Below are 22690 nucleotides of genomic sequence, written 5' to 3'. Positions count from 1 at the left end.
GCTAAGCGTCCCCCGGCGCTCACAACGACGCCTCCCGCCGCCCGAGCTCCTTTTCCACGGCCCGCAGCCTGCGTCTCACCTCCGAGGGGGCCGTGCCGCCCCGCACCTTCCGCGAAGCCACCGAGCGCCCTATGGCGACGGCCTCCCTTATGTCGTCGCCGAAGGCTTGTGAGAAGCGCCGCCATTGCTCGACGGTGAGTTCATCGAGGGTCGTTCCCCGTTCCATGCACCAGGCCACGGCCCTGCCGGCCGCCTCGTGGGCCTGGCGGAAGGGCACGCCCCGCGCTACGAGATAGTCGGCCGCGTCGGTTGCGTTGAGGAAGCCCTCGGCCGTGGCCCGCAACATGCGCTCGTCGTTCACCTTCATCGACGCCATCATGGGGGCGAAGACCCGTAGTAGCGACTTGATCGTGTCCACCGTGTCGAAGAGCGGCTCCTTGTCCTCCTGCATGTCCTTGTTGTAGGCCAGGGGAAGGCCCTTCATGGTGGTCAGGAGCGCCATGAGCGAGCCGTAGACGCGGCCCGTCTTTCCCCGCGCCAGCTCGGCCATGTCGGGGTTCTTCTTCTGCGGCATTATGGACGAGCCCGTGGTGAAGGCGTCGGAGAGCTCTATGAAGCCGAACTCCTGGGACGACCAGACGATGAGCTCCTCGCTGAGGCGGCTCAGGTGCATGGCCAGTATGGCGGCGGCCGCGAGGAACTCGACGGCGAAGTCGCGGTCCGAGACGCCGTCGATGCTGTTTTCCGTGAGGCGCGAAAAGCCGAGAAGGCGCGCGGTGAAGGCCCTGTCGAGGCGGTAGGGGCTTCCGGCGAGCGCTCCCGAGCCGAGCGGCATGGCGTCCGTGCGCCGCAGGCAGTCGCCCATGCGCTCGTCGTCGCGCTTGAACATCTCGTAGTAGGCGAGCAGGTGGTGGGCGAGCACCACGGGCTGAGCGCGCTGCAGGTGGGTGTAGCCTGGGAGAATCGTCTCCACGTGCCCTCCGGCCAGGTCGACCAGGACCCGCTGGAGCGAGACGATGAGGCGGCGTATCTCGCCTATCTCGTCTCGCAGGTAGAGGCGCAGGTCGAGCGCCACCTGGTCGTTTCTGCTGCGCCCCGTGTGGAGCTTGCCGCCCAGGGCTCCGATCTTCTCGGTGAGCCGCCTTTCTACGGCCATGTGTATGTCTTCCATGTGGGCCGTCAGCTCCACGCGGCCCGAGGCGATCTCCTCCTCCACCTCGTCGAGCCCCCGGAGGATGCGTTTTGTCTCATCGGGGGTCAGTATGCCCGCCTTCTCCAGTGTCCTGGCATGGGCCTTGGAGCCCGTTATGTCGTGGCGGAGGAGCCGCCTGTCGAAGCCTATGGAGGCGTTGAGCTCTTCGGCGAGCCTGTCGGTGGAGGCGGTGAAGCGTCCCGACCAGGGTTTTTTTTCCCTCTTTCCCGCTGTCATGGCCCATCCTGCCCGAGGTCCCGGCCGTCGCTTTCCATGGCGAGCTCCTCTTTGATCGCCGCGGCGAGAAGCGGCACCATTATCTCGTGGTGACCGGTGAGAGTAAAGCCCCGGCCGCCGCAGGCGGTGGGACGGCGCACCACGTTCGTAACCGGCCTGTAGTGCTGGATGAAGTCCATGTTGACCGTGGTGATGCGTTCCACCCTGTGGCCGAGGTTGCGCGCCAGGGCGAGCGCCTTGAGGAAGACCTCCGGCAGCAGCACGGCCGAGCCGATGTTGAGGTAGACTCCCTCTTCGAGCGATGCCACGACGGAGGTGAAGAGCCGGAAGTCGCGGTGCGTGGCCAGCCCCGTTGCGGCGGCGTCCATCTGGGGGTGGACGTGGATGATGTCGGTTCCAACGGCCACGTGGACCGTGGCCGGTATGTCGAGCCTTGCGGCGGCGGCAAGGATGCTCCGGTCCCTGTGGGGGAAGCGCGAGCGGGCTATCATCGCGCCCACGGCGCGGCCCAGGCCGAGCCCGGCCCCGTCCCTGCCTATCGCCCTGTTGAGCATCCGGCCCGTCTCCCTCGCCATGCCGAAGGAGCCGTCCCTGAGCTCCTCGTCCACGTCTTCCGAGGTCATGCCGGCGCAGGCCGTCTCGAAGTCGTGGACTATGCAGGCGCCGTTCATGGCCACGGCGCTTATGACGCCGCGCTCCATGAGGTCGATTATGACGGGCGAGAGGCCGACCTTTATGACGTGGGCCCCCATGCCGACTGCCACGGTGCGCCCCCTGCGCACGGCCGACGCCACGGCCGATGCGACTTCTCTGAGAGAGGCGGCGCCGAGCACGTCGGGAAGCGTGTCGCAGAAGTCCCTGAACGATGCGCCGATCTGAAAGGGTCTTGCAAAGGCCGAGACCGAGACCTTGCTCTTGCGGTCCTTGAGGGAACGGGTCCGCAGCCCCCGCAGGCTCACGGGCTTGAACCTCATCGCGGGACCTTGCCGAAGAGGATGTGGTCGACGAGCTGGCAGAGGATGTGGCAGACCGTTATGTGGACCTCCTGGATGCGGGGGGTGGACCGGGAGGCCACGTTGATCGGTATGTCGGCCAGCGGCGCTATGGAGCCGCCGTCCCCGCCGGTGAGGGCTATGGTCTTCATGTCGAGCGCCGCCGCGCAGCGCACCGCCTTCTCCACGTCGGTCGAGCTGCCGCTGGTGGATATGGCGAGGAGCACGTCTCCGGCGCGGCCAAGGGCCTTCACCTGCTTTGCGAAGACGTCGTCGAAGGAGTAGTCGTTGCCTATGCTCGTTATGATCGATGTGTCGGTCGTGAGCGCAACGGCCGGGAGGGGAGGTCTCTCGATCTCGAAGCGGTTGACGAACTCGGCGGCTAGGTGCTGGGCGTCGGCGGCCGAGCCTCCGTTGCCGGCTATGAGGAGCTTGCCCCCGCCCTTGAAGACCTCGGCTATGAGGTCCGCGGCCTCGACGATGCGCACCGTGTTCCCCGACGCGAGAAACTCCTCCTTCGCCTCGATGCTGTCTCTGAGCGATTCCTCCACCAGAGTGGTTTCCATCTCAACCCTTCGTCCGTGCCTTCGTTCTCCCGTAAATATGAAGGAAACTCTGATTAATTACACTGAGGGAACCTTTTTGTAAAAAGGTTCCCTCAGACTCCCTCCAAAAACTTTTAATGCGACTTGGTTTCCCCCTGTTTTGCCAAACAAAACAGGGGGAAACCAAGTCGTATTGAAAGTCTTTGAAGGGGGTCTGGGGGAAACTTTCTACAGAAAGTTTCCCCCAGAGTAATAAATCAGAGCTTCTTGAAATATTATCTTCCATGGCCGCCGATTGTCAAGGTCTTTGCGCGGCTTTCCGCCCGCAGGCCGGGGGGAGCTGAAATGTTTGTGCCGGCCCCGCTTTTTCTGCTATAGTATTGTGGAGATACGGTCTGTCGTCAATACGTCGAGGAGAGCCCGGTTCTCTGGAGAGGTCTTGCGAGCGGAGGGCCGCAAGGCCCGCAGCGGAGCAATCCCCTCTTATTGTATCGGAGGTTCGATGAACGAAGGTCTTGCCGCCAGACGCAGGACGCGGCGTGTCATGGTGGGTGACGTGGCCGTCGGCGCCGGGGCGCCGGTGAGCGTACAGTCCATGACCAACACCGACACTTCCGACGCGGCGGCCACCATAAGCCAGATAAGGGCCCTCGAGGCGGCGGGCTGCGAGATCGTGAGGGTCGCGGTGCCCGACATGGAGGCCGCCGCCCGGCTCGGCGAGATAAGGCACGCGGCGGGCATCCCCCTCGTAGCGGACATACACTTCGACCATCGCCTGGCCCTGCGGGCCCTGGACGAGGGGGTTGACGGCCTGAGGCTCAATCCCGGCAACATCGGCTCGCGCCGCAGGGTGGCCGAGGTGGCCCGCGCCGCCTCCGGCCGCGGCGTGCCCATCCGCATAGGCGTCAACGCCGGCTCCCTGGAAAAGGAGATACTGGAGCGCCACGGCCGTCCCACGGCGCAGGCCCTGGTGGAGAGCGCCCTCCGTCACGTGGCCCTTCTCGAGGACGAGGGCTTCGGCGACATAAAGATATCGCTCAAGGCGTCGAGCGTGCCGATGACGGTCGAGGCCTACAGGCTCATTTCCCGAAAGGTCGATTATCCGCTCCACATAGGGGTGACCGAGGCGGGCACCCTCTTTTCCGGGACCGTGAAGAGCGCGGTCGGGCTCGGCGTCCTGCTCGCCGAGGGCATAGGCGATACGCTGCGTGTCTCCATAACGGGCGACCCCGTCGACGAGGTGAGGATCGGCTGGGAGATACTCAAGGCCCTGGGGCTTCGCGAGCGCGGCGTCACGGTCGTCTCCTGTCCCACCTGCGGGCGGCTCGGCTTCGACTGCATAGCCGTGGCCTCGGAGGTGGAGCGCAGGCTCTCGCACGTGGCCGAGCCCGTGACTGTGGCGGTCATGGGCTGTGTGGTCAACGGTCCCGGAGAGGCGAGGGAGGCCGACATCGGTGTTGCGGGCGGGCGCGGCGCGGCCATGCTCTACGTGAGGGGCGAGCAGGTCCGCAAGGTGTCCGGGGAGGCGGTCGTCGAGGCCGTGGTCGAAGAGGTCGAGCGCCTTGTGGCCGACCGCAGCGGCCGGCCGTCGTCGGCCGCCGGTTGAGCGGCGGGGGCGGCAAGGCGCGGCCGTCTCTACTTTTCAGGAGGAAGATGTCATGAAGACGGGTGAGAAGAAGCAGACCGGGACAAAAGGCGTAACCACGGCGGCGAAGGCCGCCCGCCCGGGCTCCGGGCAGGTTCGCGGGAAGGCGGCCTCCCGGGCTGCCGGCGGCCGCCCGGCCGCAGCGGGCCTTACGAAACGTTACCTCAAGAGCCGTCCGGTCTGCAAGGTGACCTTCAGGCTTCCGGGCGAGGCGGCCGCCGGCGCCGGGAGCGTCGTCGTCGTGGGCGAGTTCAACAACTGGGACAAGAGGGTGAACCCCATGAAGCGGCTCAAGAGCGGCGCCTTTTCGGCGACCATAGACCTCCCGGCGGGCCGGGCCTACCGCTTCCGTTATCTCATAGACGATGCGAGGTGGGAGAACGACTGGCAGGCCGACGACTACGTGCCGAACCCCTACGGCGGCGACGACTCGGTCGTCGAGGTGTGAAGAGAACGTTTGACCGTGGAACCCCCCTGCCCCATCGTATGTTATTCGGATCTTCGGCTGTACCGGGGGGTCGGCCCGCGCCAGGCGGGCTCTTTTTACGCCTTTGCGGCCCGAACCCCCGGTACAGCCCCCCGAGGCAGCCGGCGCGGCCAGCAGGCCCCCTTCAAAGACTCTTAATTCCCTGCGGATCATCCCGATTTTGCAAGCAAAATCGGGATGATCCGCAGGGCGTTAAAAGTTTTTGGAGGGAGTCTGAGGGAACCTTTTTACAAAAAGGTTCCCTCAGTCAGTGCGATAAATCAGAGTTTCCTTATACGTTATTCGTCTGCGGGGTGGTGCCGGCGAGGTTCGGCCCGCGCCGGGCGGGATCTTTTACGCCCTTGCGGCCCGAAACCTCCCCGCCACCGCCCCGCAGGGCGCGGGCACCATGGCCCTTCAGGGATTTTTTTTGCTTGGGCTGAGGTGCCTCGTTTCCTTGGGTGATGCAGAGGGCGGGCGCGGGTCGAAGAGCAAAAAAAAGATTTTTTGTTTGGGCCGCGCAGCCTCGCTTCCTCGAATGATCCCGAGAGCGAGCGCGGTGGTGGAGTAGATCGGCGCTTCCTCAAAAGAGCTTTTTCGTATCGATGAGGATCGTCACGGGACCGTCGTTTGTGAGCGAGAGTTCCATGCGGGCCCCGAAACGGCCCGTCACCGTGGGCACGCCGCTGCGGGACAGGATATGGAGGAAGGTGTGGAACAGCGGGGCCGCCAGTGCCGGCTCCTCGGCGCGCTCGAAGGAGGGGCGGCGGCCCCTGCGCACGTCGCCGAGGAGCGTGAACTGGGAGACCACGAGCAGCCCGCCGGCCGCGTCCCTTACGTCGAGGTTCATGCGTCCCGAGGAATCCTCGAAGATGCGCAGCCCCAGGACCTTGGCCGCGCCGTACTCCATGTCCTTTTCGCCGTCGCCCTTCTCCACGCCCGCGAGGACGGCGAGCCCACGCCCTATGGAGCCCTTCTCCACGCCCTCCACTCTTACGGACGCCTCGCTTACGCGCTGGACCACCAGTCTCACGGCAGGGGCCTCACGGTGACGGCGGCGCCGCTTCCTTCCCTTATGGTCTTGAATGCGTCGCCGCCGCTCTCGGCCACCTCGAGAAGACCGGTGCTTCCGAAGAGCGCCGTGAGCTCGCCGGGGGCCACGTCGGAGTAGGTCTTCGCCAGACCTTCTATGGCCGCGTCTCCGAGGCGCACTTCGACGGCCCTTCCCTTCAGGTGCGAGATATCCTCTCTCGATATGTTCGTTATGTAGTTTCCGAAGGAGTCGATGTAGAGGACGACACCCCTCACTTCGTCGCCTCTTCGCTGCGGGCTCGGCAGGTCCAGCGTCGCCGGGTCGCCTATCTCCGGGCCGAAGCTCGAGGGCGGCTCGCCGAGGCAGAGCCGGGCCGCCACGGGCGAGAAGATGTCGCGCCCGTGGAAGGTGGCGCTCACGGGTTCGTGGAAGTACCTCTTCTCGGTCAGGTGGATTACCCTCTTTACGTCGCCCGACTCGATGACGGGACCGAATATGCCGTTGTCGGGGCCCACGAAGAAATGGCGCGCCGTCTCGACGAGTATGGGCCTGCGGCGGCCGCCGACTCCGGGGTCCACAACCCCGATGTGGACCGTGCCGTCGGGGAAGTAGGGGCAGGCATGGGCCATGCGAAGGGCCCCCTCCACGATGTTGCAGGCCCCCACGAGGTGGGTTATGTCCACTATGCGGGCCCCGGCGTTCACGGAGAGTATGACCCCCTTCATGGCGCCCACATAGGGGTCGCTGAGCCCGAAGTCGGTGGTGAGGGTGATTATGCCGGCCATCTGGCGGGAGCAGCGCTTTCAGCCACGCGGGCTATGGCGTTTGAAGTTTCTTATGGTTACCCTGGTCAGCATCTCGTCCCTCAAGACGGAAAAGGCCTCACTCGCCGATTATCTTCACCAGCACCCGTTTTCTCCGGCCGCCGTCGAACTCGCCGTAGAAGATCCGCTCCCAGGGGCCGAAGTCGAGCCTGCCTCCGGTCACGGCCACGACGACCTCGCGGCCCATTATCTGGCGCTTGTGATGGGCGTCGCCGTTGTCCTCGCCCGTGAGGTTGTGGCGGTAGCGCGATAGCGGCTCGTGGGGGGCGAGCTCTTCGAGCCACCGGCGGTAGTCGTCGTGGAGGCCGGGCTCGTCGTCGTTTATGAAGACCGAGGCCGTTATGTGCATGGCGTTGACCAGGACGAGCCCCTCGGTCACGCCGCTCTCGGCCAGGCACTCTTCAACCCGGGGGGTTATGTTGAGGAAGGCCATCCTCTCCGGTATGTGGAACCACAGCTCCTTTCGATAACTCTTCACAGGCTTCGACTCCCCTGGCCGGCGGCGCCTCTTCCGCATACCCGCGCCCTGCGCGCCGGCCGATGATCCGTTTGCGCGGCGCCGCAGGCGCCTTCACATACCGTTGTCCTCCTCCACGGCGGCCCTCAGTCGCTCCAGTATGCCGGGGATGGCCGAGATGATGCGGTTCCAGTTGGGGATGAGCGGCGCGCCGAGGGGATCGCGCATGATTATCTTTCCTGCAGTGGCTATGCCCTTGGTGAAGGCGTCCACGGCCATGGCCTCTTCGTGCCTGTCGAAGTAGAGGCCGTTTATGGCGGCGTCGGCCTCGTACTTGGCCAGCGTGTCTTCGGCTATCTTCAGGTAGGTGGCGATGAGGGTCTTGAAGAAGCCGTCGGAGAAGACGATGCCCTCGCTTGCAAGGGTCCTGAACAGCGACTTCCCGATGTCTATGGCCATCCGCGTAAGCCCCGTCGTCGGGTCTTCGGCGGAGAGCGGCTGGTGCTTGTGCTCGTATATCTCGGCTATGTCGACCTGGCAGACCCGGCGCGACGAGTAGTTGCGGAAGACCTCGGCGAGCACGCCCACCTCGAGGCCCCAGTCCCAGGGTATCCTGTTGACCCTGGCCAGCTCGGTTATCATGCAGAACTCGCCCGCCAGGGGGTAGCGGAAGTTGTCGAGGTAGCCGAGGAAGGGGTGGCCGCCTATGATCCTGTCGAGGGCCCTGACGATGGGCGAGACGAAGAGCCTGGTGACGCGGCCGTGGAGCTTGTCGGTCACGCGGGCGTAGTAGCCCTTGCAGAAGACGAAGTCGAGGCCCGGATTCATTATGGGATAGCAGAGCCGGGCGAGCATCTCGCGGCTGTAGCTCACGATGTCGCAGTCGTGGAGCGCTATGACGTCGCACTTGCCGCTGGCGATTATGTAGCCGTAGGAGAGCCAGGCCGACCTCCCCTTGCCGTCCTTTCCGGCGCTGAGCCCCGCCTTGTCGAGTGTCCTGAAGAGCTCCTTTATGCGCCGCCCGCTCGTGTGTATTACCTTCACCTCCTGGGGGAGCACCGAGAGATACTCCTTTACGCCGCGGAACTCCTCGTCGCTGGCCGGTCCCAGGGCGAGCACTATCTCCCTTACGAACCTGGCTCCCTTCAACTCTTCGATGATGCCCTCCATGGCCGTGCCCATGACGTCCGAGTAGAGCGCGGGCAGCACGAGCGCCACTGGCCTTACGGTCGAGAAGAGCTCGAGCTCCGCCTCTATCTTGTCGAGCTTCGGGGCCCCGAGCCTGTGGAGCGTGGTTATCACCCTGGTCTGATAGAAGTCGGCCATGCCTGTCTCCTCTGCAATCCTGCAATCGGCGCTGCGGTCCCCATGCCGCCCGCGGTGACGGCCTGGGCGGCATGGGAAGAGAAAAGGGAATGTCAAAGGTTATCAGCTACACCGCTGCTTTGTCAAGGCGCGCGCGGAGCCGGCGGAGCCTCAAGCGGCGGGGCGTCGAAGCCTCTTTCCCGTGGAAGGGTCGAAGAAGTGGGCCTTCTGCCAGAAGTCCCTTAAAGAGACCCTGGCGCCCGGCTCCAGGCGCAGCCTGGCCGGCGCCGCGCACTTGAGCCTTGCTCCCGCCGCGGCCACATCGACCCACTGCAGCGAGCCCACCGGCTCGGTCACCTCGACGACGGCCTCCACGCTTCCCCCGGTCAGCCGCTGCGCCACTTCCATGTCGGCCGGCCGCACGCCGACCAGGATCCCTGCGCCCGTTTCGAGCGCCGCTACGGCCTCGTCCCCCGCCTCCACGCGATGGAGGGAGCCGAGGGCCTCGATCTCCAGCGCGCAGCGTCCCGCCCCGGCGCTGCGGCTGCGGACGACGGCGTCGAAGAAGTTCATCGACGGGCTGCCGATGAAGCGGGCCGCGAAGGTGTCGGCCGGGCGGTCGTAGACCTCCATGGGAGGTCCGCACTGGCGGAGCTCTCCGTCGAGGAGGATGGCGAGGCGGTCCGACAGGCTCATGGCCTCTTCCTGGTCGTGGGTGACGTAGAGGGTCGTGACGCCGAGTTCGCGGTGGAGGCGCTTGAGCTCGGTGCGCATCTCCACGCGGAGCCCGGCGTCGAGGTTGCTCAGCGGCTCATCCATGAGAAAGACCCTCGGCCTGCGCACGATGGCGCGCCCCAGGGCGACCCTCTGGCGCTGGCCGCCGGATAGCTCCCTGGGAAAGCGCGAAAGGAGCCCGTCGAGCCCCAGCGTGCGCGCTGCCTCCTTCACCCGGCGCTCGATCTCCGCCCCGCCCTCCCGGCGCACGCGCAGCGGAAAGGCCATGTTTTCGAAGACCGTCATATGGGGATAGAGGGCGTAGCTCTGGAAGACCATGGCCACGTCGCGCCCGGCCGGGGAGACGCCGGCCACGGACTCGCCGTCGATGAGGATATCGCCGGAAGTCGGCTCCTCGAGACCGGCCACGAGGTTGAGGACGGTGGACTTGCCGCAGCCGCTGGGACCGACGAATGTGAAGAACTCGCCGTCGTCGATGTTGAGATCAAGCCCCCTGAGCACCGCTACGGCGCCGAAGCTCTTTTCAACGCACCTGAAGGTTACGGAAGCCATGCCATGAGGGGGCCGCGGGCTTCAGGTCCCTCCTTCAGGAAGGGCCTTCCCCCGGCCGATCAGGCGGAATCTCCTTGATGTCCGCCGCCGGAAGCGTCTTCTTTCCTGAGATAGACCGTCCTTATGGGGAAGGGTATCTCGACGCCTTCCTCCCTGAATCTCCTGAATATCCTCTTCCTGAGCTCGTGCTGCACGTAGTACTGGTCGACGAACTCGCCGACCTGGCAGATGAGGGTGAAGTTGAGCGACGAGTCGCCGAAGCCGGGCGAGAAGCGCACAAAGGGCGGCGGGTCGGCGAGCAGGCCGTTGATTTCGCCTGCGCCCCTCTTCGCCTCGTCGAGGAGTATGTCCTCGATGCGCTGGGGGTCGGAGTCGTAGCTCACGGCCACGGGGATGAGGAGCGACATGCGGCGCTCCGGCATGAAGTAGTTGGTGATGGTCGCCTTGGCGAGCCTGCTGTTGGGAACGATGACGATGTTGTTGGCCAGCATCCTTATCCTCGTGGTGCGCCAGCCGATGTCGGAGACGTAGCCCTCCTCGCCGCTGTCGAGCTTCACGTAGTCGCCCACGCGGAGGGGCTTTTCAAGGAGTATGTGGATGCCTGCAAAGAGGTTGGAGAGCGTGTCCTGGAGCGCCAGCGCAACGGCCAGTCCTCCCACGCCGAGGGCCGTTATGATGGGCGTTATCGAGATGCCGAGGCCGTTGAAGATGATGAGCAGCCCGATGGAGTAGATCACCACGTTGACCACACTCTGGGAGAGCCCGGTGACGGGCACGTCGACGCCCGAGCGTTCGACGGCCTTTCTCACCAGCGCCGTGCCTATCTTTGCGAAGAGGAGTGTGGCCGAGAAGATTATGAAGACGAAGAGGGCCTTGAGCCCGTACTCCACGTAGCGCTGCGGAAGGCGGGAGGTCCCTATGGCGATGTAGAGCGAGATGACGAGCGCCAGGTAGAGCGACGGCGTTCTGAAGGATTCGATTACGAGGTCGTCGAGGCCGGTCTCGGTCTTTCGGGCCCAGCGGCTTACGGCCCGGAAGAAGATGCTTCGCAGCAGAAGCAGTACGGTCAGCACGGCGAGCATGACCGCCGCCGCCACAGCGAGGCTCTTCAGGAGGGGACCGTTCAGGTCCATGATGGGAGGTATGGCCGGCACCGTAACCTGTCAGCCCCTCGCGGCCGGGGTCTTCACGGGGCGGGCCCGGCCGGTGGCGATGGCGGGCGCCGGCGGAGCGAGCGGGCGGCGGAGCACGACGGAGAGCCGGGGACTGCGCCCCTTTACACCGCAAGCCCCCTCTGCACCACGAGCCCCCATCACACCATGCCCCCCTTCACGCTTTGTCCCCCATTACGCTTTGCCCCCCTTCACACCCGGATCCCTTCACACCCTGCGCCCCGTCACGCTTTGCCCCCCGTTTGCGCCCCGTTTGTCCCCCCTCAGTCGGCGGGCCTTATGACGCCGTTCTCCATGGCGGTGCCCCGGAAGATGTTGGCCAGCGCCTGGGCGAGTACGGTGTTGACGCTGTTTTCGAAGACGCTGGAGTCGAAGGTGACGACCGTGACGGGTTCGGAGGAGCTCTCCACGTTGGAGGTGACTATGGAGCCGGTGGCCATGTTTCTGATGGAGACGCGCAGCCTTATGACCGTGGAGACGCGGGTGCTGCCCAGGTACGAAGAGGCCGTGACCTTGAATTCCTTTATATGCCCGGCCATGACGAGGTCGGCCGTGGGGTCGCTGTAGGTCCTGAGGTCGGCTCCGGGCTCGACGGTCTCCACGACGAAGCCTATCCTTTCGAGGTACTCGCCGGTCGCCCCGGTGACGGCCTTTTCAACGGGAGACGACGCCTTTATGGTATCCTCCTTGCCGCGAAGTCCGGTCCACGAGCCGAGGGTATCGCTGACGGCGGGGTCCTTGGTGAAGGGGATGAGGGCAATCTTGAGGGGCCTGTCCATGGCGAAGGGACGGGGCGGGGCCTTTTTCGGGGCGTATTCCACGTCCACATGGATGGTCCTGCCGCCCATGCACCCTGCGGCGAGTATGAGCACAAGTGCGGTGATGGCGGCTTTTGCGGCGACCTTCATCGTCTCCTCCCGTTGCCGGTCTCTTTTCGGCCGGATGCTTCGAGGCTCCGGGCGGCCCCCCCGGACGAGGCCGCCCCTGGAAGCGGTCTGCAGCGCAGGCTGCTCAGTAACGCATGTGGAAGTGGACGCGCCTGTTCTTCTGCCAGCACTGTTCGGTGTGCTCGAGGCAGGCCGGACGCTCCTTGCCGTAGCTCACCACCGTGAGCCTGTCGGCCGAGACGCCGAGGTTTACGAGGTAGTTCTTCACGGAGTTGGCCCGGCGCTCGCCGAGGGCGATGTTGTACTCCACCGTGCCCCTCTCGTCGCAGTGGCCCTCGAGGGTGACCTTGTAGTTCTTGTTCTCCCGCAGCAGCCTGGCGTTCTTCTCCACCGCGGCGCGCTCGCTTTCCCTGATGTTGAAGCGGTCGTAGTCGAAGTAGACGTCGGTGAGCATGCGCATGGGCACGGCGGCGCTCGGAGCGGGAGCGGCCCTGGGCGACGGAGCGGCCTCCTTGGGCCTGGCTCCCATTATCATTGGGACCACCTCGGCCGGCTTCTCTACCGGCTCGGGCTCCACCTCCACGGGCGGAGTGGGCGTGTAGGGCGACTCGTAGGCCCCTGTAGCAGGCGGCGGCACGGCTTCGGCCGTTACGCCCTCTTCCCTGTATATCTCGGCGAGCGTGGTGGGCTCCACCTCGCCCTCCATGGCGGGCACCGGCGCCTCGACGACCTCTTCCTCGACCACCGGCGGCTCGGTCACTGCGGGTCCGAAGCCGGGCACTGCGTCGGAAGTGGCCTCGGCGCGGGGGGCCTCGGCCCCAACCTCGGTCTTGACGGCCTTCTTGGCGCAGCCGGTGAAACCGATGCCCGACAGAAGAAGGACCGCCGCCGCAAGTGAAAGACTCTTCTTCATCTCTCCATCCTTTCCCCTAACTTGTTTTCTACCTGTTGAGCTTCTTTATCGACTTCGCCACGACCCTCTTGTTGCGCTCGTAGACGATCTCGACCCTGTCGCCCGAGCGCAGGTCCTTGAGCGAGGCGGAGGCCGAACCTATCTTTATGACCGTATCGTTCTCCACGGCAGCGCCTATTATGAGCTCCTGGCCCTTCCAGTTGACGGTGCGCACCACTATGGTATTCGGCGTGGCAGCCGTCTCGGTCGCCACTACGCTGCCCGTGACCTTTCTGACCAGGACGTCGCCCGCGCGGCCGGGGCCTGCGAGGACGAGGGTCAACATAATGGCTGAGAGAGCGGCAAATACACTCCGTGTCATAACTCACCTCCGGGTTTGCGCCTTGCTTTGTCGCTGAGAACACCCATATCAGTCCGATAAGCTTTGAAAAAGCCTCGAAAACCGGCCTTTCGATTCCGTATAAAATAACAGAGGGCACCGAGGCTGTCAAGGGTTTTAGAGAGAGACAAACGATCAGGGATTACAAGACCTTACATGAAGCGGGGCCCTCTGCGGCGGGCCGCGGCCGCAGCGCCGTCAGGGGCGGCCGAGAATGCCGCCGACGGCCTCGTTCCACCCCGCGGGGCCCGCTCCCTCGGTGCGCACCAGCCCCTCCACCTCCATGGGCTCGTACGTGCCGTCGCGCCTTCGCACGAGCACCGGCCGGTCCACCTCGGCGAGCAGCTCGAGGTCGTTTCTGCCGTCGCCGAGGCCTATCGTCTCCACCGCCCCGAAGGCCCGCTCGAAGTGTCCCTTGAGGAGTCTTACGGCCTGGCCCTTGTCGTGGCGGCCCATGATGTGGTAGAGGAGCCCTCCCCGCGTCCATCGCAGCCCGCGGGCCTCTATGGCGTCGAGAAGCGGCGCGGCCTCGCCAGAGGTTACGACGAAGGGCTCGTCGTAGTCGCGCCGCCTGGCGAGCGCGGCCTCCTCGATCCCCAGTCCCGTGAGCCGCGCCACCTCCCGGTCCGTCATGTCGCCGAAGCCGCGCACCGTAACGCCGGCGGCCGCGGCCGCCTCTTTCAGTACGCGGCGCACCCGTGCGTAGGGAAGCCCTATGTCCGTCACCCTCAGAGCGTCCGCCGTCCTGCCCGGCACGGGGAAGGGAAAGTAGCCCTCCGGTATGAAGACGCCGCCGCCGTTCTCGGCGACGAAGGGGTCGCCGTTTGCGAGCTCCCTTCGCAGCTTCTCGATCTCGGCCCTCGTCTTGCTCGACGAGAAGACGAGGGGTGTAGCGCTGCTCCTCACCAGCTCGAGCGCCGGCGCCGCCTCCTCCCACGAGTAGGTGCCGGCGTCGAGGAGCGTGCCGTCCAGGTCGGTGAAAATCACGCGCTTCACTGTCCCGGCCTCTCGGCGTAGAGGAACCAGATGCTGAAGGCCCAGAGCCCGAGCAGCATCAGGGCGTCCCAGCCGAACCTCGAAAAGGCCTTGCGCCTGGGCCTGTAGGTGAGCCCGATTACGGCGACGGCCGACATCATGACCGCCACGACCCCCGTGACGGCGTGGGAGGTGGAGACGTGGGAGAAGAGCGGTCCCTTCACAAAGAAGAGGTCGTCGACGGCGAGGATGAGGATGTTGAACATGTTGCTGCCCAGGAGGTTGCCGATGGCCATGTCGTGGGCCCCCATGCGCACGGCGGCGAACGAGACGACCAGCTCGGGAAGCGACGTGGTCATGGCCACGAAGACGCTGCCCATGAACGTCCGCCCCAGGCCCGTCTCCTCGGCGAGCCTGTCGGCCACCTGAGGCAGCAGCGTCGCCGCCGCCACTATGAGCGCGGCGTTGAGGGCGTAGAGCTTGACGGCCCGCGACATGGGCACGTGGCCGTAGCGGACATCCTCGACCGCCGCCTCCACGTACTCGCTTATGATGCCCTTTTCGTAGTAGAAGACGGCCCTTATGCCCACGAGGTAGGCCGCGAAGATGAGGGGCGTGTACAGGCCCACGTGGAGGAAGGCGGGCAGCCTGTGGGCCGAGAGCAGGGAGGCGACGACGCCTCCTATCATGAAGACCCCGAAGCCGGCCGAAAGCAGGTGCCCCCTGCCGGCCTTGAGGAAGACCGGCTCCGAACGGTCCCATATGTCCATGAGCGCCAGGATGCCGAGGTTGAATATACAGGAGCCGAGCACGTCGCCGATGGCTATGTCGGGCGCCCCCACCACGGCCACCGAGCTTACGCCCGTTATGAGCTCGGGAAGCGACGTCACGCCCGCCATCAGTATGAGCCCTATCCATACCCTGCCCAGCCCGCTCTTCTCGGCTATGACGTCGCCGTAGCGGGAGAGCATGGTGCCGCTTGCGACGATGACGCTCGACAGGGCCGCGAATTCAAACCACAGCAGCATGGAAGCCTCCAATTCAGGTCACACCAACTATGGCACAAAGCCTCGACGGTGTCAACCGGCGCATCGGGCCCGCTCCTTCCACTAAAATATCGTTGTGCAAGACTTTTTCTTGAGATACAATAAAGCAGGCTCCGGTCGATCACCGCGGGGGAAGCTTTTTTTCACAGAGGTCTCCCCGGCGACGAGGAGGAAGGCCTTGCAGAAGATACCGATCTCACTGGCCGGGGCCGGTATGGTGCTGGCGCGCGACGTCTTCCGCGGCGGCTCGGGCGGCATACCGGTCTGCGGCAGGGGCACGGTGCTCACCGATGAGCTCATCGGCAGGCTCAGGTCCATGGGCATCGAGGCGGTCGTGGTCGAGGGCAGGCCGGTCAAGGGCGAGGAAGGCGAAACGCTCGAGGAGGTCCTGGCCTCGCTCGACAGGAGGTTCAGCAGGGTGGAGTCCGACAGGACGATGATGGCCGTCAAGGAGATTTACAAGAGGTATTACAGGCGTGTCTTCCGCTAAGGAAACGCTCGATGAGCGGCCGATAGAGAGCATAATCGAGGACGTCAACACCCTTCCCACCCTGCCCGGCATCATCTCAAGGCTCACCGAACTGGCCGAGGACAGGGAGTCGACCATCGAGGAGATGGCGAGGCTCGTCTCATCGGACCATGTCCTGTCGGCCAAGATACTCAAGCTCGTCAACTCTCCCTTCTACGGCTTTCCCGGCCGTGTCTCCACCGTATCCAACGCCCTCATACTGTTAGGCGTGAACGTGGTGAAGAGCCTTGCGCTGAGCTCTTCCATATTCGAGATAATGGAAAAGCACGCGGTCGGCCTCTGGGAGCACTCGCTCGGCGCGGCCGTGGCCGCGAGCGTCATAACCGATACGCTCGGCATGGAGGACGCCGAGGAGGTTTCGACGGCGGCGCTGCTCCACGACATAGGGAAGGTCATTCTCAAGATCAAGCTCGACGAGAGGCTGGAGGAGATCGGTCGTGTGGCGGCCGACGGGGGGATAAGCATGTTCGAGGCCGAACGCAGGGTGCTCGACACCGATCACGCCGAGATAGGCGGCTGGCTTGCGAGACGGTGGTACCTGCCCGAGCAGCTCGTCGAGCCCGTCATGTTCCACCACGCCGTGGAGCGGTCGTCGAAGCACCGGGAAAAGACGGCGGCCGTCCACATGGCCGACATACTCGTCAAGGCGAGCGGCTTCGGCGCAAGCGGCGACGAGTTCGTCCACTCCGCCTCGCCGCTCGCCCTCGAGGTGCTGGGGCTCGACATGGAAAGGCTCGAAGAGATCGTACTCCGGATCGAGGACAGGCTCGTGGAGGTGAAGAACTTCAGCCTCGAGGTCCGGTCCGGCGATGCTGGGTAAGATCAGGATAGCTCTCGTCGGGCCGACGGACGGGAAGGGCCGCGGGGAGGTCGAGGCCGTGGCGGTGCTGCTCCAGAGCCGGGGCTTCCAGGTGGTGAGCGTGGGAAAGCCCGAAGGTTTGCTGGGCTTCATGTACACCGACCCGCCGGAGCTTCTCATAGCGGACCTCACCTCGCCCTCCCCGCCGATGAGCGCCGCCCTCAGGACCCTCAAGGAAGACAGTTTTTTCAGCTCCATCCCCGTCCTGGCGCTCATCGAGCCCCGCCAGAGCCCCGGGCTCGACTGGAAGGAGTATCCCGTCGACGACTTCGTGACCCTGCCGGCCGACGCCGGGGAGCTCCTCAGCCGCATAAGCCTCGCCGCCGACCGCATCCAGCGCGTCTTCGACAACAATCCCCTGACGAAACTCCCCGGCAACACCTCCATACACTTCGCCGTCGAGGACGCCCTGCGGAGGGGAAGGGCCGTCTGCTACGTGGACATAAACGACTTCAAGCCCTATAACGACACATACGGTTTCTCCCGCGGCGACGAGGTCATCCGCATAACGGCCCGCATCGTGACCAACGCCGTGCGCGAGAGCTGCAAGGACTCGTTCGTGGGGCACCTGGGCGGCGACGACTTCGTCTTCGTGGTCCCCGGGCGCTGCGCCGAAGAGGTCTGCGAAAAGATAATAAGCCACTTCGACATGATAGCGCCCTCCCTCTTCGACGAGGTCCACAGGAAGCAGGGCTACTACACGGCGAAGGACCGCCGCGGCAGGACCCAGCGCATACCGCTGCTCGGTCTCGCCATAGCCGTCGTGGACACGTCGAAACGGAGCTTCGAGCACGCGGGCCGGCTGGCCGAGGCGGCGGCGGAACTGAAGAAACTGGCGAAAGAGGGTACGAAGAGCCGCTACGTCATCGACAGGCGCAGAAAGTAGGTGGGCGCGGGGCGGCTACCAATGCCGGTCGGCTCCGCGTAACGGCCGCCCTGAGGTCGGGCCGCGCCAGGCGGGGTCGTTACGCCTTTGCGGCCCGACCTCAGGGCGGCCGTCGGCAAGGCGCCTCCCCGGCGACACTCCCTCAAAGAAATCCGCCTTCGAAGGGGGACCATGGAGCTTTCCGCGCCGCGGCGGAGGATACGTCCCTTGCCGCCCGTCCCCGCCGGAGTTTCCTTGAACTTTCCCCCTGCCTGTCGTATGATGTTGCGCATATGGCGTTCTCGGTGCCAGATCCAGTCGACGTCTCTTTCCGCAGCCCCTCGGCCGGCAGGGTGACGTTCGACGAGATGTTCCGCCTCATCCGCGCCTACGTGGAGGAGGGGATGGAGGCCGGTTTCGGCGAGTACAACCTCATCATCGGCACCGACTCCTGCCCCGGCGACGAGACGTCCTTTGTGAGCGCCGTGGTCATTCACCGGGTGGGCCACGGCGGGCGCTACTTCTACACGAGACATCGCGGCGAGCGGATACGGAACATGCGCCAGCGCCTCTTCTACGAGACGGCCAGGAGCCTCGAGCTCGCCTCGCTTGTGAGCGCCAGGCTCTCCGACGACGGTCTCGACGGCCTCGCCGTCGAGATCCACCTCGACGTGGGCACGGGCGGAGAGTCGCGCGACATCATCCGCGAAGTGGTCGGCATGGTCACGGGCTCCGGTTTCGCCGCCAGGACCAAGCCCGACTCCTACGGGGCGAGCAAGGTGGCGGACCGCCACTCCCGCTCCGAGGGCGGGGCGGCCGGCGGGGTGCAGACGGGGAAAGGAGCCGCCCGGTGAGTGTGAAGCCCCATGTCAACAGGGCCCTGGGCAGGATGGTCCACGGCGTCTACGTGATAGGCACCGTGCTCGACGGGAGGGTCAACGCCATGACGGCCGCCTGGGTGGCGAGGGCGTCCTTCGTTCCGCCCCTTGTGACCGTCGCCGTCGGCCGCACGAGGTTCTCGCACGACATGATACTCTCTTCGGGCGTCTTCTCGGTCAACGTCATGGGGCCCGGCGACGTGGAGCTGGCCAGGCACTTCGGCTTCAAGACGGGCCGCAAGGTCGACAAGTTCAGGGACGTCCCCTACGACACCGCCGTCACGGGCTCGCCCATACTGAAGGGATGCGCCGCCTGGCTCGACTGCCGGCTCAGCGCCAGCCACGAGGCCGGCGATCACACGCTCGTCGTCGGCGAGGTCGTCGACGGCGGCGTCAACCCGGCCGTAGAGCAAGCGCTCGTCTACGACCGGAAGCGGTTTTTCAGGTAGCCTAGCCCCTGTCCGCGCCGCGTCCCCGGAGAGCAAGCCCCCTTCGCCGCGGCTCCGGGGGTCGAAGTCCTGCGCCCTATCCCCCTATCCCCCGATAAGGCTCATCGTCCTGCTGCACTTCTTGAAGATGTTGTCGTTTATGTTGTGTCCCGCGGGCTTGGTCCTGACGGCGTGGAAGAGGAGGCGGGCTATCTCCTCGTCGCCCGCGCCCCCCCGCAGCACGCGGCGCAGGTCGAGCTCCTCGTCGGAGAAGAGGCAGGTTCGCAGCTTGCCGTCGGCCGTGAGGCGGAGCCGGTTGCAGGTGCCGCAGAAGTGGTCGGAGACGGGGCTTATGAAGCCCACCTCGCCGGGGGCCCCCCTGAAGCGGTAGCGTCTGGCCGGGCCGGTGCGCCTGCCGCCGTCCTCGACGGGTTCGAGCGGCTCCACGGCCGATATCGTCTCCATGAGCTCGGCCGTGGTGACGCACTTGTCGCGCTCCCAGCGGGCCTCGACCTCGAAGGGCATGTACTCGATGAAACGGACGTGGTAGGGGTGTCTCCTGGTGAGGAGGGCGAAGTCGCGGACCTCGTCGTCGTTGAAGCCCTTTATGACCACCACGTTGACCTTCACCGGCGAGAGTCCCTCGGCGAGGGCCGTCTCCAGCCCCTGGAGCACGCGGTCGAGGTGGTCGCCGCGTGTTATGCGGTGGAACCTTTCGCGCCGCAGCGAATCGAGGCTCACGTTGACGCGCGTTAGCCCCGCCTCGCGCAGCCGCCGTGCGTATCCGCCGAGAAGCACCCCGTTCGTCGTCAGGCTCAGGTCCTCTAACCCGTCGAGCCCGGAGAGCGAGCCGATGAAGTCCACTATGCCCTGGCGCACCAGCGGCTCGCCGCCCGTTATGCGGATGCGGGTGACGCCGTGGGCCACGGCCGTGCGCGCTATGCGCAGCAGCTCCTCGTAGCGCAGGATGCTCGAGTGCTCGGCGAGCTCGAGCCCCTCGGCGGGCATGCAGTAGAGGCAGCGCAGGTTGCAGCGGTCGGTGACCGATATCCTCAGGTAATCGATCCGTCTTTTGTGGGAGTCTACCAGTCCCTCCATCTCAGAGCCGGTCCTCCTCGGGTTCCTCAGGCACGTCGAGCAGATCGAAGCGTTCGTCCAGGGAGGAGCGCTCGTCCGTCACGTCCATCTTGAAGAAGTCGTTCGACCTCGCCGCCACCCCCTTGGCGGGCGAGACCTCTTTGGGAGCGGTCCCCACCTTGAATACCTCGAAGACGGGGCCGTCGGTCGTGGGATTGGCGAGGAGCCCGGTCTTGGGGTCCACCTTGGCGAACTCCACGCCGTCGGGTATCCTGAAGTTTTTCTCGGGAACGCCCTCGAGGGCGGCCTTCATGAACTTCAGCCATATGGGCAGAGCGGCGCGCGAGCCGGTCTCGTGCCTGCCCAGGCGCTTTTCGTCGTCGTAGCCTATCCATGCGCCGGCGACGAGGTCGGGGACGTAGCCTATGAACCAGGCGTCGTTCAAGTTGTTGGTCGTGCCCGTCTTGCCGGCCGCCGGGCGTTTGAGCGCCCTGGCGCGCCAGCCCGTGCCGTTTTGTATGACCCCTTCGAGGAGGTTGGTCATTATGTAGGAGGTCTGGGGGCTGAGCACCGACTCGGAGCTCGGTATCTTCTCTTCGAGCACGTTGCCGTAGCGGTCCGTCACCTTGGTCACGAAGATGGGCTCGGGCCGCCAGCCGAGGTTTGCGAAGGTGGCGAAGGCCCGCGTCATCTCAAGAAGCGACACCGACGACGAGCCCAGCGAGAGCGAGAGGTCCTTGTTGAGGGGGGATTCGATGCCGAGTCTTCTCGCGTACCGGACGGCGTAGTTTATGCCGATGTCCCTCAGGACCTTGATGGTCACGATGTTGCGCGACTTGGTGAGGGCCTCGCGTATGGTCGTCGGTCCGTGGAAGCGTTTCTCGTAGTTTCTCGGCCTCCAGACCTCGACCTCTTCGCTCGCGGTCTCGGCGTCGGTCTCGCTCTCCATGGCGTCCTCGACGAGCCTTTCGGTGGGCTCCTCGAATATTATGGGCGAGTCCATTACTATGGAGGCCGTGGTGTAGCCCTTGTCCAGGGCGGCGGCGTAGATTATGGGCTTGAAGGCCGAGCCCGGCTGGCGCCTGGCCTGCACGGCCCTGTTGAACTGGCTCTTGGCGAAGTCGAAGCCGCCGACCATGGCCTTGACGTAACCGGTCTCTGGCTCCATGGCGAGGAGCGCGGCCTGGGCCTGGGGCTCCTGCTCAAGCCGCATGGGCACGGCGTCGTCGCCTTCGGGCAGGGCCTTGACCTCCACGTCTATTACGTCGCCCGGGTGGAAGAGGCCCGTGGGATCGACGACCTTGCCGCCGTCGGGGTCTTCGGTGGGGTTGTAGAGCCGGGCCCACCGGTAGTCACGTCTCGATACCACGCCGCGGCGCCCCCCCACGTCGACGTAGAGGGCCTTGCTCTTCGGGTCCACGGCCGTTATGACGCCGCGGTAGATGCGGCCCACCTCGAGCGGCCTGCCGCCGAGCTTGCGTGCCGTCTCGGCCACGAACTCGTCGACCGCCTCCTTGGAGGTCAGCTTGGCCACCGGCCCCCTGTAGCCGCGGCGCTTGTCATGGGCCCGCAGTCCGTAGTCCACGGCCCTGTTGGCGGCCCGCTGCATCTCCGTGTCCAGCGTGGTGTAGACGTTGAGCCCGCCCTTGTAGAGGAGCTCCTCGCCGTAGCGCTCCTCGATGTAGCGGCGCACGTGCTCGGTGAAGTAGGGGCCCACCCATAGGTTCCTGGCCCTGCGGGACTTGAACTTGAGGGGCTCCTTGAAGGCCCGCTCGCCGGTCTCCCTCGTTATGAAGCCCTCTTCGAGCATCCTGGCGAGGATGAACTTCTGGCGCTTCTTGGCAAGCTCCGGGTTTACGTGAGGCGAATAGCGGCTCGGCGCCTTGGGCAGTCCCGCAAGGAGCGCCGACTCGGCGAGCGTCAGATCCTCCACGTCCTTGTCGAAGTACGTCTCGGCCGCGGCCTGCACGCCGTAGGCGCCGTTGCCGAAGTATATCTGGTTGAGGTAGAGATGGAGTATCTCGTCCTTTGTCAGGTACTTCTCGATCCTGTAGGCCATGACGGCCTCGCGGATCTTCCGCGCAATGGTGCGCTTGGGGGTGAGAAAGAAGCTCTTGGCCACCTGCTGGGTGATGGTGCTGCCTCCCTGGACCACCTTCCCGGCCTTGAGGTTCACGTAGAGGGCCCGCAGGATGCCCATGACGTCTATGCCCTCGTGTTCGTAGAAGTGGGCGTCCTCGGCGGCGAGGAAGGCCTTTATGAGGTGGTCGGGCATGGAGTTGAGCGAGACGACGGTGCGGCGCTCGATGTAGAACTCGCCGATTACCTGGCCGTCGTGGGAGTAGACCCTGGTGACGAGGTTGGGCTGGTACTCCTTCAGCCCGGCGACCGAAGGCAGGTCCCTGGTCAGGTAGTAATAGGCCCCGGCCCCGGCGGCGGCCGCCGTGACCGCCGCCGCCGCAAGGGAGATGAGCATTATCCTCAGTATACGCATAGGACTAAAATATAACAAAAAGGGACCGGCAAGGCAAGGTTATTAAGGAAACCTTGATTTATTGCACTGAGGGAACCTTTTTGTAAAGGGTCACAGACCCCCGGTTCCCTCAGACTCCCTCCAAAAACTTTTAACGCCCTGCGGGTCATCCTGATTTTGCTTGCAAAATCAGGATGACCCGCAGGGAATTAAAAGTCTTTGAAGG

General features: G+C 65.2%; 23 protein-coding genes. 7 read left to right on the top strand and 16 right to left on the bottom strand.

Annotation, left to right across the window (positions count from 1 at the left end; translation table 11 throughout):
- Positions 1-19 precede the first annotated feature (19 nt).
- From argH to gmhA, 3 genes are read right to left on the bottom strand one after another with little or no spacing between them, the layout of a single operon-like run.
- Complete coding sequence (gene argH / locus ENJ37_10930; GenBank protein ID HHL41009.1) at positions 20-1429, bottom strand: argininosuccinate lyase; 1410 nt, start codon at positions 1427-1429, stop codon at positions 20-22.
- Entirely contained in the window at positions 1426-2403 is a 978-nt protein-coding gene (locus ENJ37_10925) for a hypothetical protein (GenBank protein HHL41008.1), read from the bottom strand. The genes argH and ENJ37_10925 overlap by 4 nt, the downstream gene beginning before the upstream one ends.
- Positions 2400-2987, bottom strand: coding sequence for a D-sedoheptulose 7-phosphate isomerase (gmhA, locus tag ENJ37_10920; protein ID HHL41007.1), 588 nt, complete (start codon positions 2985-2987; stop codon positions 2400-2402). Before gmhA ends, ENJ37_10925 begins: the two co-directional genes overlap by 4 nt.
- Before the next feature lie 481 nt (positions 2988-3468).
- On the opposite strand from gmhA, the gene ENJ37_10915 reads away from it, so the two are divergent.
- Both ENJ37_10915 and ENJ37_10910 read left to right on the top strand, forming a co-directional pair.
- Complete coding sequence (locus ENJ37_10915) at positions 3469-4572, top strand: flavodoxin-dependent (E)-4-hydroxy-3-methylbut-2-enyl-diphosphate synthase (GenBank protein ID HHL41006.1); 1104 nt, start codon at positions 3469-3471, stop codon at positions 4570-4572.
- Between the two features lie 52 nt (positions 4573-4624).
- Positions 4625-5059 (top strand): hypothetical protein, encoded by a 435-nt coding sequence (locus tag ENJ37_10910; GenBank protein ID HHL41005.1) that lies wholly within the window; start codon positions 4625-4627, stop codon positions 5057-5059.
- Positions 5060-5660: 601 nt separating this feature from the next.
- On the opposite strand, the gene ENJ37_10905 is transcribed toward ENJ37_10910, so the two are convergent.
- The 11 genes from ENJ37_10905 to ENJ37_10855 all read right to left on the bottom strand — a co-directional run bounded on the left by ENJ37_10905 (position 5661) and on the right by ENJ37_10855 (position 15337).
- On the bottom strand, positions 5661-6110 hold the full coding sequence (locus ENJ37_10905; protein ID HHL41004.1) for a D-tyrosyl-tRNA(Tyr) deacylase: 450 nt from the start codon (positions 6108-6110) through the stop codon (positions 5661-5663).
- Positions 6107-6895 (bottom strand): hypothetical protein, encoded by a 789-nt coding sequence (locus ENJ37_10900; protein HHL41003.1) that lies wholly within the window; start codon positions 6893-6895, stop codon positions 6107-6109. Before ENJ37_10900 ends, ENJ37_10905 begins: the two co-directional genes overlap by 4 nt.
- A gap of 97 nt (positions 6896-6992) precedes the next feature.
- A complete protein-coding gene (locus ENJ37_10895; GenBank protein HHL41002.1) occupies positions 6993-7412 on the bottom strand; it encodes a YjbQ family protein in 420 nt (139 codons plus the stop codon).
- Between the two features lie 93 nt (positions 7413-7505).
- Positions 7506-8717 carry a glycosyl transferase gene (locus ENJ37_10890; protein HHL41001.1) on the bottom strand — a complete coding sequence of 404 codons (1212 nt, stop codon included), beginning with the start codon at positions 8715-8717 and terminating at the stop codon, positions 7506-7508.
- Positions 8718-8867: 150 nt separating this feature from the next.
- A complete protein-coding gene (locus ENJ37_10885; GenBank protein ID HHL41000.1) occupies positions 8868-9983 on the bottom strand; it encodes an ABC transporter ATP-binding protein in 1116 nt (371 codons plus the stop codon).
- Between the two features lie 59 nt (positions 9984-10042).
- Entirely contained in the window at positions 10043-11116 is a 1074-nt protein-coding gene (locus ENJ37_10880) for a mechanosensitive ion channel family protein (protein ID HHL40999.1), read from the bottom strand.
- A gap of 302 nt (positions 11117-11418) precedes the next feature.
- Positions 11419-12063 (bottom strand): hypothetical protein, encoded by a 645-nt coding sequence (locus ENJ37_10875; GenBank protein ID HHL40998.1) that lies wholly within the window; start codon positions 12061-12063, stop codon positions 11419-11421.
- Positions 12064-12166: 103 nt separating this feature from the next.
- Positions 12167-12955 carry a peptidoglycan-associated lipoprotein Pal gene (gene pal / locus ENJ37_10870; GenBank protein ID HHL40997.1) on the bottom strand — a complete coding sequence of 263 codons (789 nt, stop codon included), beginning with the start codon at positions 12953-12955 and terminating at the stop codon, positions 12167-12169.
- Positions 12956-12983: 28 nt separating this feature from the next.
- Positions 12984-13280 (bottom strand): hypothetical protein, encoded by a 297-nt coding sequence (locus ENJ37_10865; GenBank protein HHL40996.1) that lies wholly within the window; start codon positions 13278-13280, stop codon positions 12984-12986.
- A gap of 252 nt (positions 13281-13532) precedes the next feature.
- Positions 13533-14402, bottom strand: a complete 870-nt coding sequence (locus ENJ37_10860; protein HHL40995.1) for an HAD-IIB family hydrolase — start codon at positions 14400-14402, stop codon at positions 13533-13535.
- Positions 14327-15337: a sodium:calcium antiporter gene (locus ENJ37_10855; GenBank protein HHL40994.1), complete on the bottom strand. Its 1011-nt coding sequence runs from the start codon at positions 15335-15337 to the stop codon at positions 14327-14329. The genes ENJ37_10860 and ENJ37_10855 overlap by 76 nt, the downstream gene beginning before the upstream one ends.
- Positions 15338-15533: 196 nt before the next feature.
- Between ENJ37_10855 and ENJ37_10850 the strand changes: the two genes are divergently transcribed.
- From ENJ37_10850 to ENJ37_10830, 5 genes are all read left to right on the top strand, one after another.
- Positions 15534-15845, top strand: a complete 312-nt coding sequence (locus ENJ37_10850) for a hypothetical protein (GenBank protein HHL40993.1) — start codon at positions 15534-15536, stop codon at positions 15843-15845.
- Between the two features lie 22 nt (positions 15846-15867).
- Positions 15868-16704, top strand: a complete 837-nt coding sequence (locus tag ENJ37_10845; protein ID HHL40992.1) for an HDOD domain-containing protein — start codon at positions 15868-15870, stop codon at positions 16702-16704.
- The gene (locus tag ENJ37_10840; GenBank protein ID HHL40991.1) at positions 16694-17629 is read left to right on the top strand and encodes a diguanylate cyclase; all 936 of its coding nucleotides are present in this window, start codon (positions 16694-16696) and stop codon (positions 17627-17629) included. The genes ENJ37_10845 and ENJ37_10840 overlap by 11 nt, the downstream gene beginning before the upstream one ends.
- Positions 17630-17901: 272 nt before the next feature.
- Positions 17902-18462, top strand: coding sequence for a hypothetical protein (locus ENJ37_10835; protein HHL40990.1), 561 nt, complete (start codon positions 17902-17904; stop codon positions 18460-18462).
- A 35-nt stretch (positions 18463-18497) separates the two neighbouring features.
- Positions 18498-18935: a flavin reductase gene (locus ENJ37_10830; GenBank protein ID HHL40989.1), complete on the top strand. Its 438-nt coding sequence runs from the start codon at positions 18498-18500 to the stop codon at positions 18933-18935.
- An 84-nt stretch (positions 18936-19019) separates the two neighbouring features.
- Here ENJ37_10830 and moaA read toward each other — a convergent pair whose 3' ends face one another.
- Positions 19020-20003: a GTP 3',8-cyclase MoaA gene (gene moaA / locus ENJ37_10825; GenBank protein ID HHL40988.1), complete on the bottom strand. Its 984-nt coding sequence runs from the start codon at positions 20001-20003 to the stop codon at positions 19020-19022.
- 10 nt (positions 20004-20013) lie between these two features.
- Positions 20014-22485: a PBP1A family penicillin-binding protein gene (locus ENJ37_10820; GenBank protein ID HHL40987.1), complete on the bottom strand. Its 2472-nt coding sequence runs from the start codon at positions 22483-22485 to the stop codon at positions 20014-20016.
- Positions 22486-22690: the final 205 nt, after the last annotated feature.

It is taken from the genome of Deltaproteobacteria bacterium (assembly GCA_011375175.1).
Lineage (GTDB): Bacteria > Desulfobacterota > GWC2-55-46 > GWC2-55-46 > DRME01 > DRME01.
Note: the sequence above shows the minus strand (reverse complement) of the source record. Positions and strands in the feature narration are given on the sequence as shown.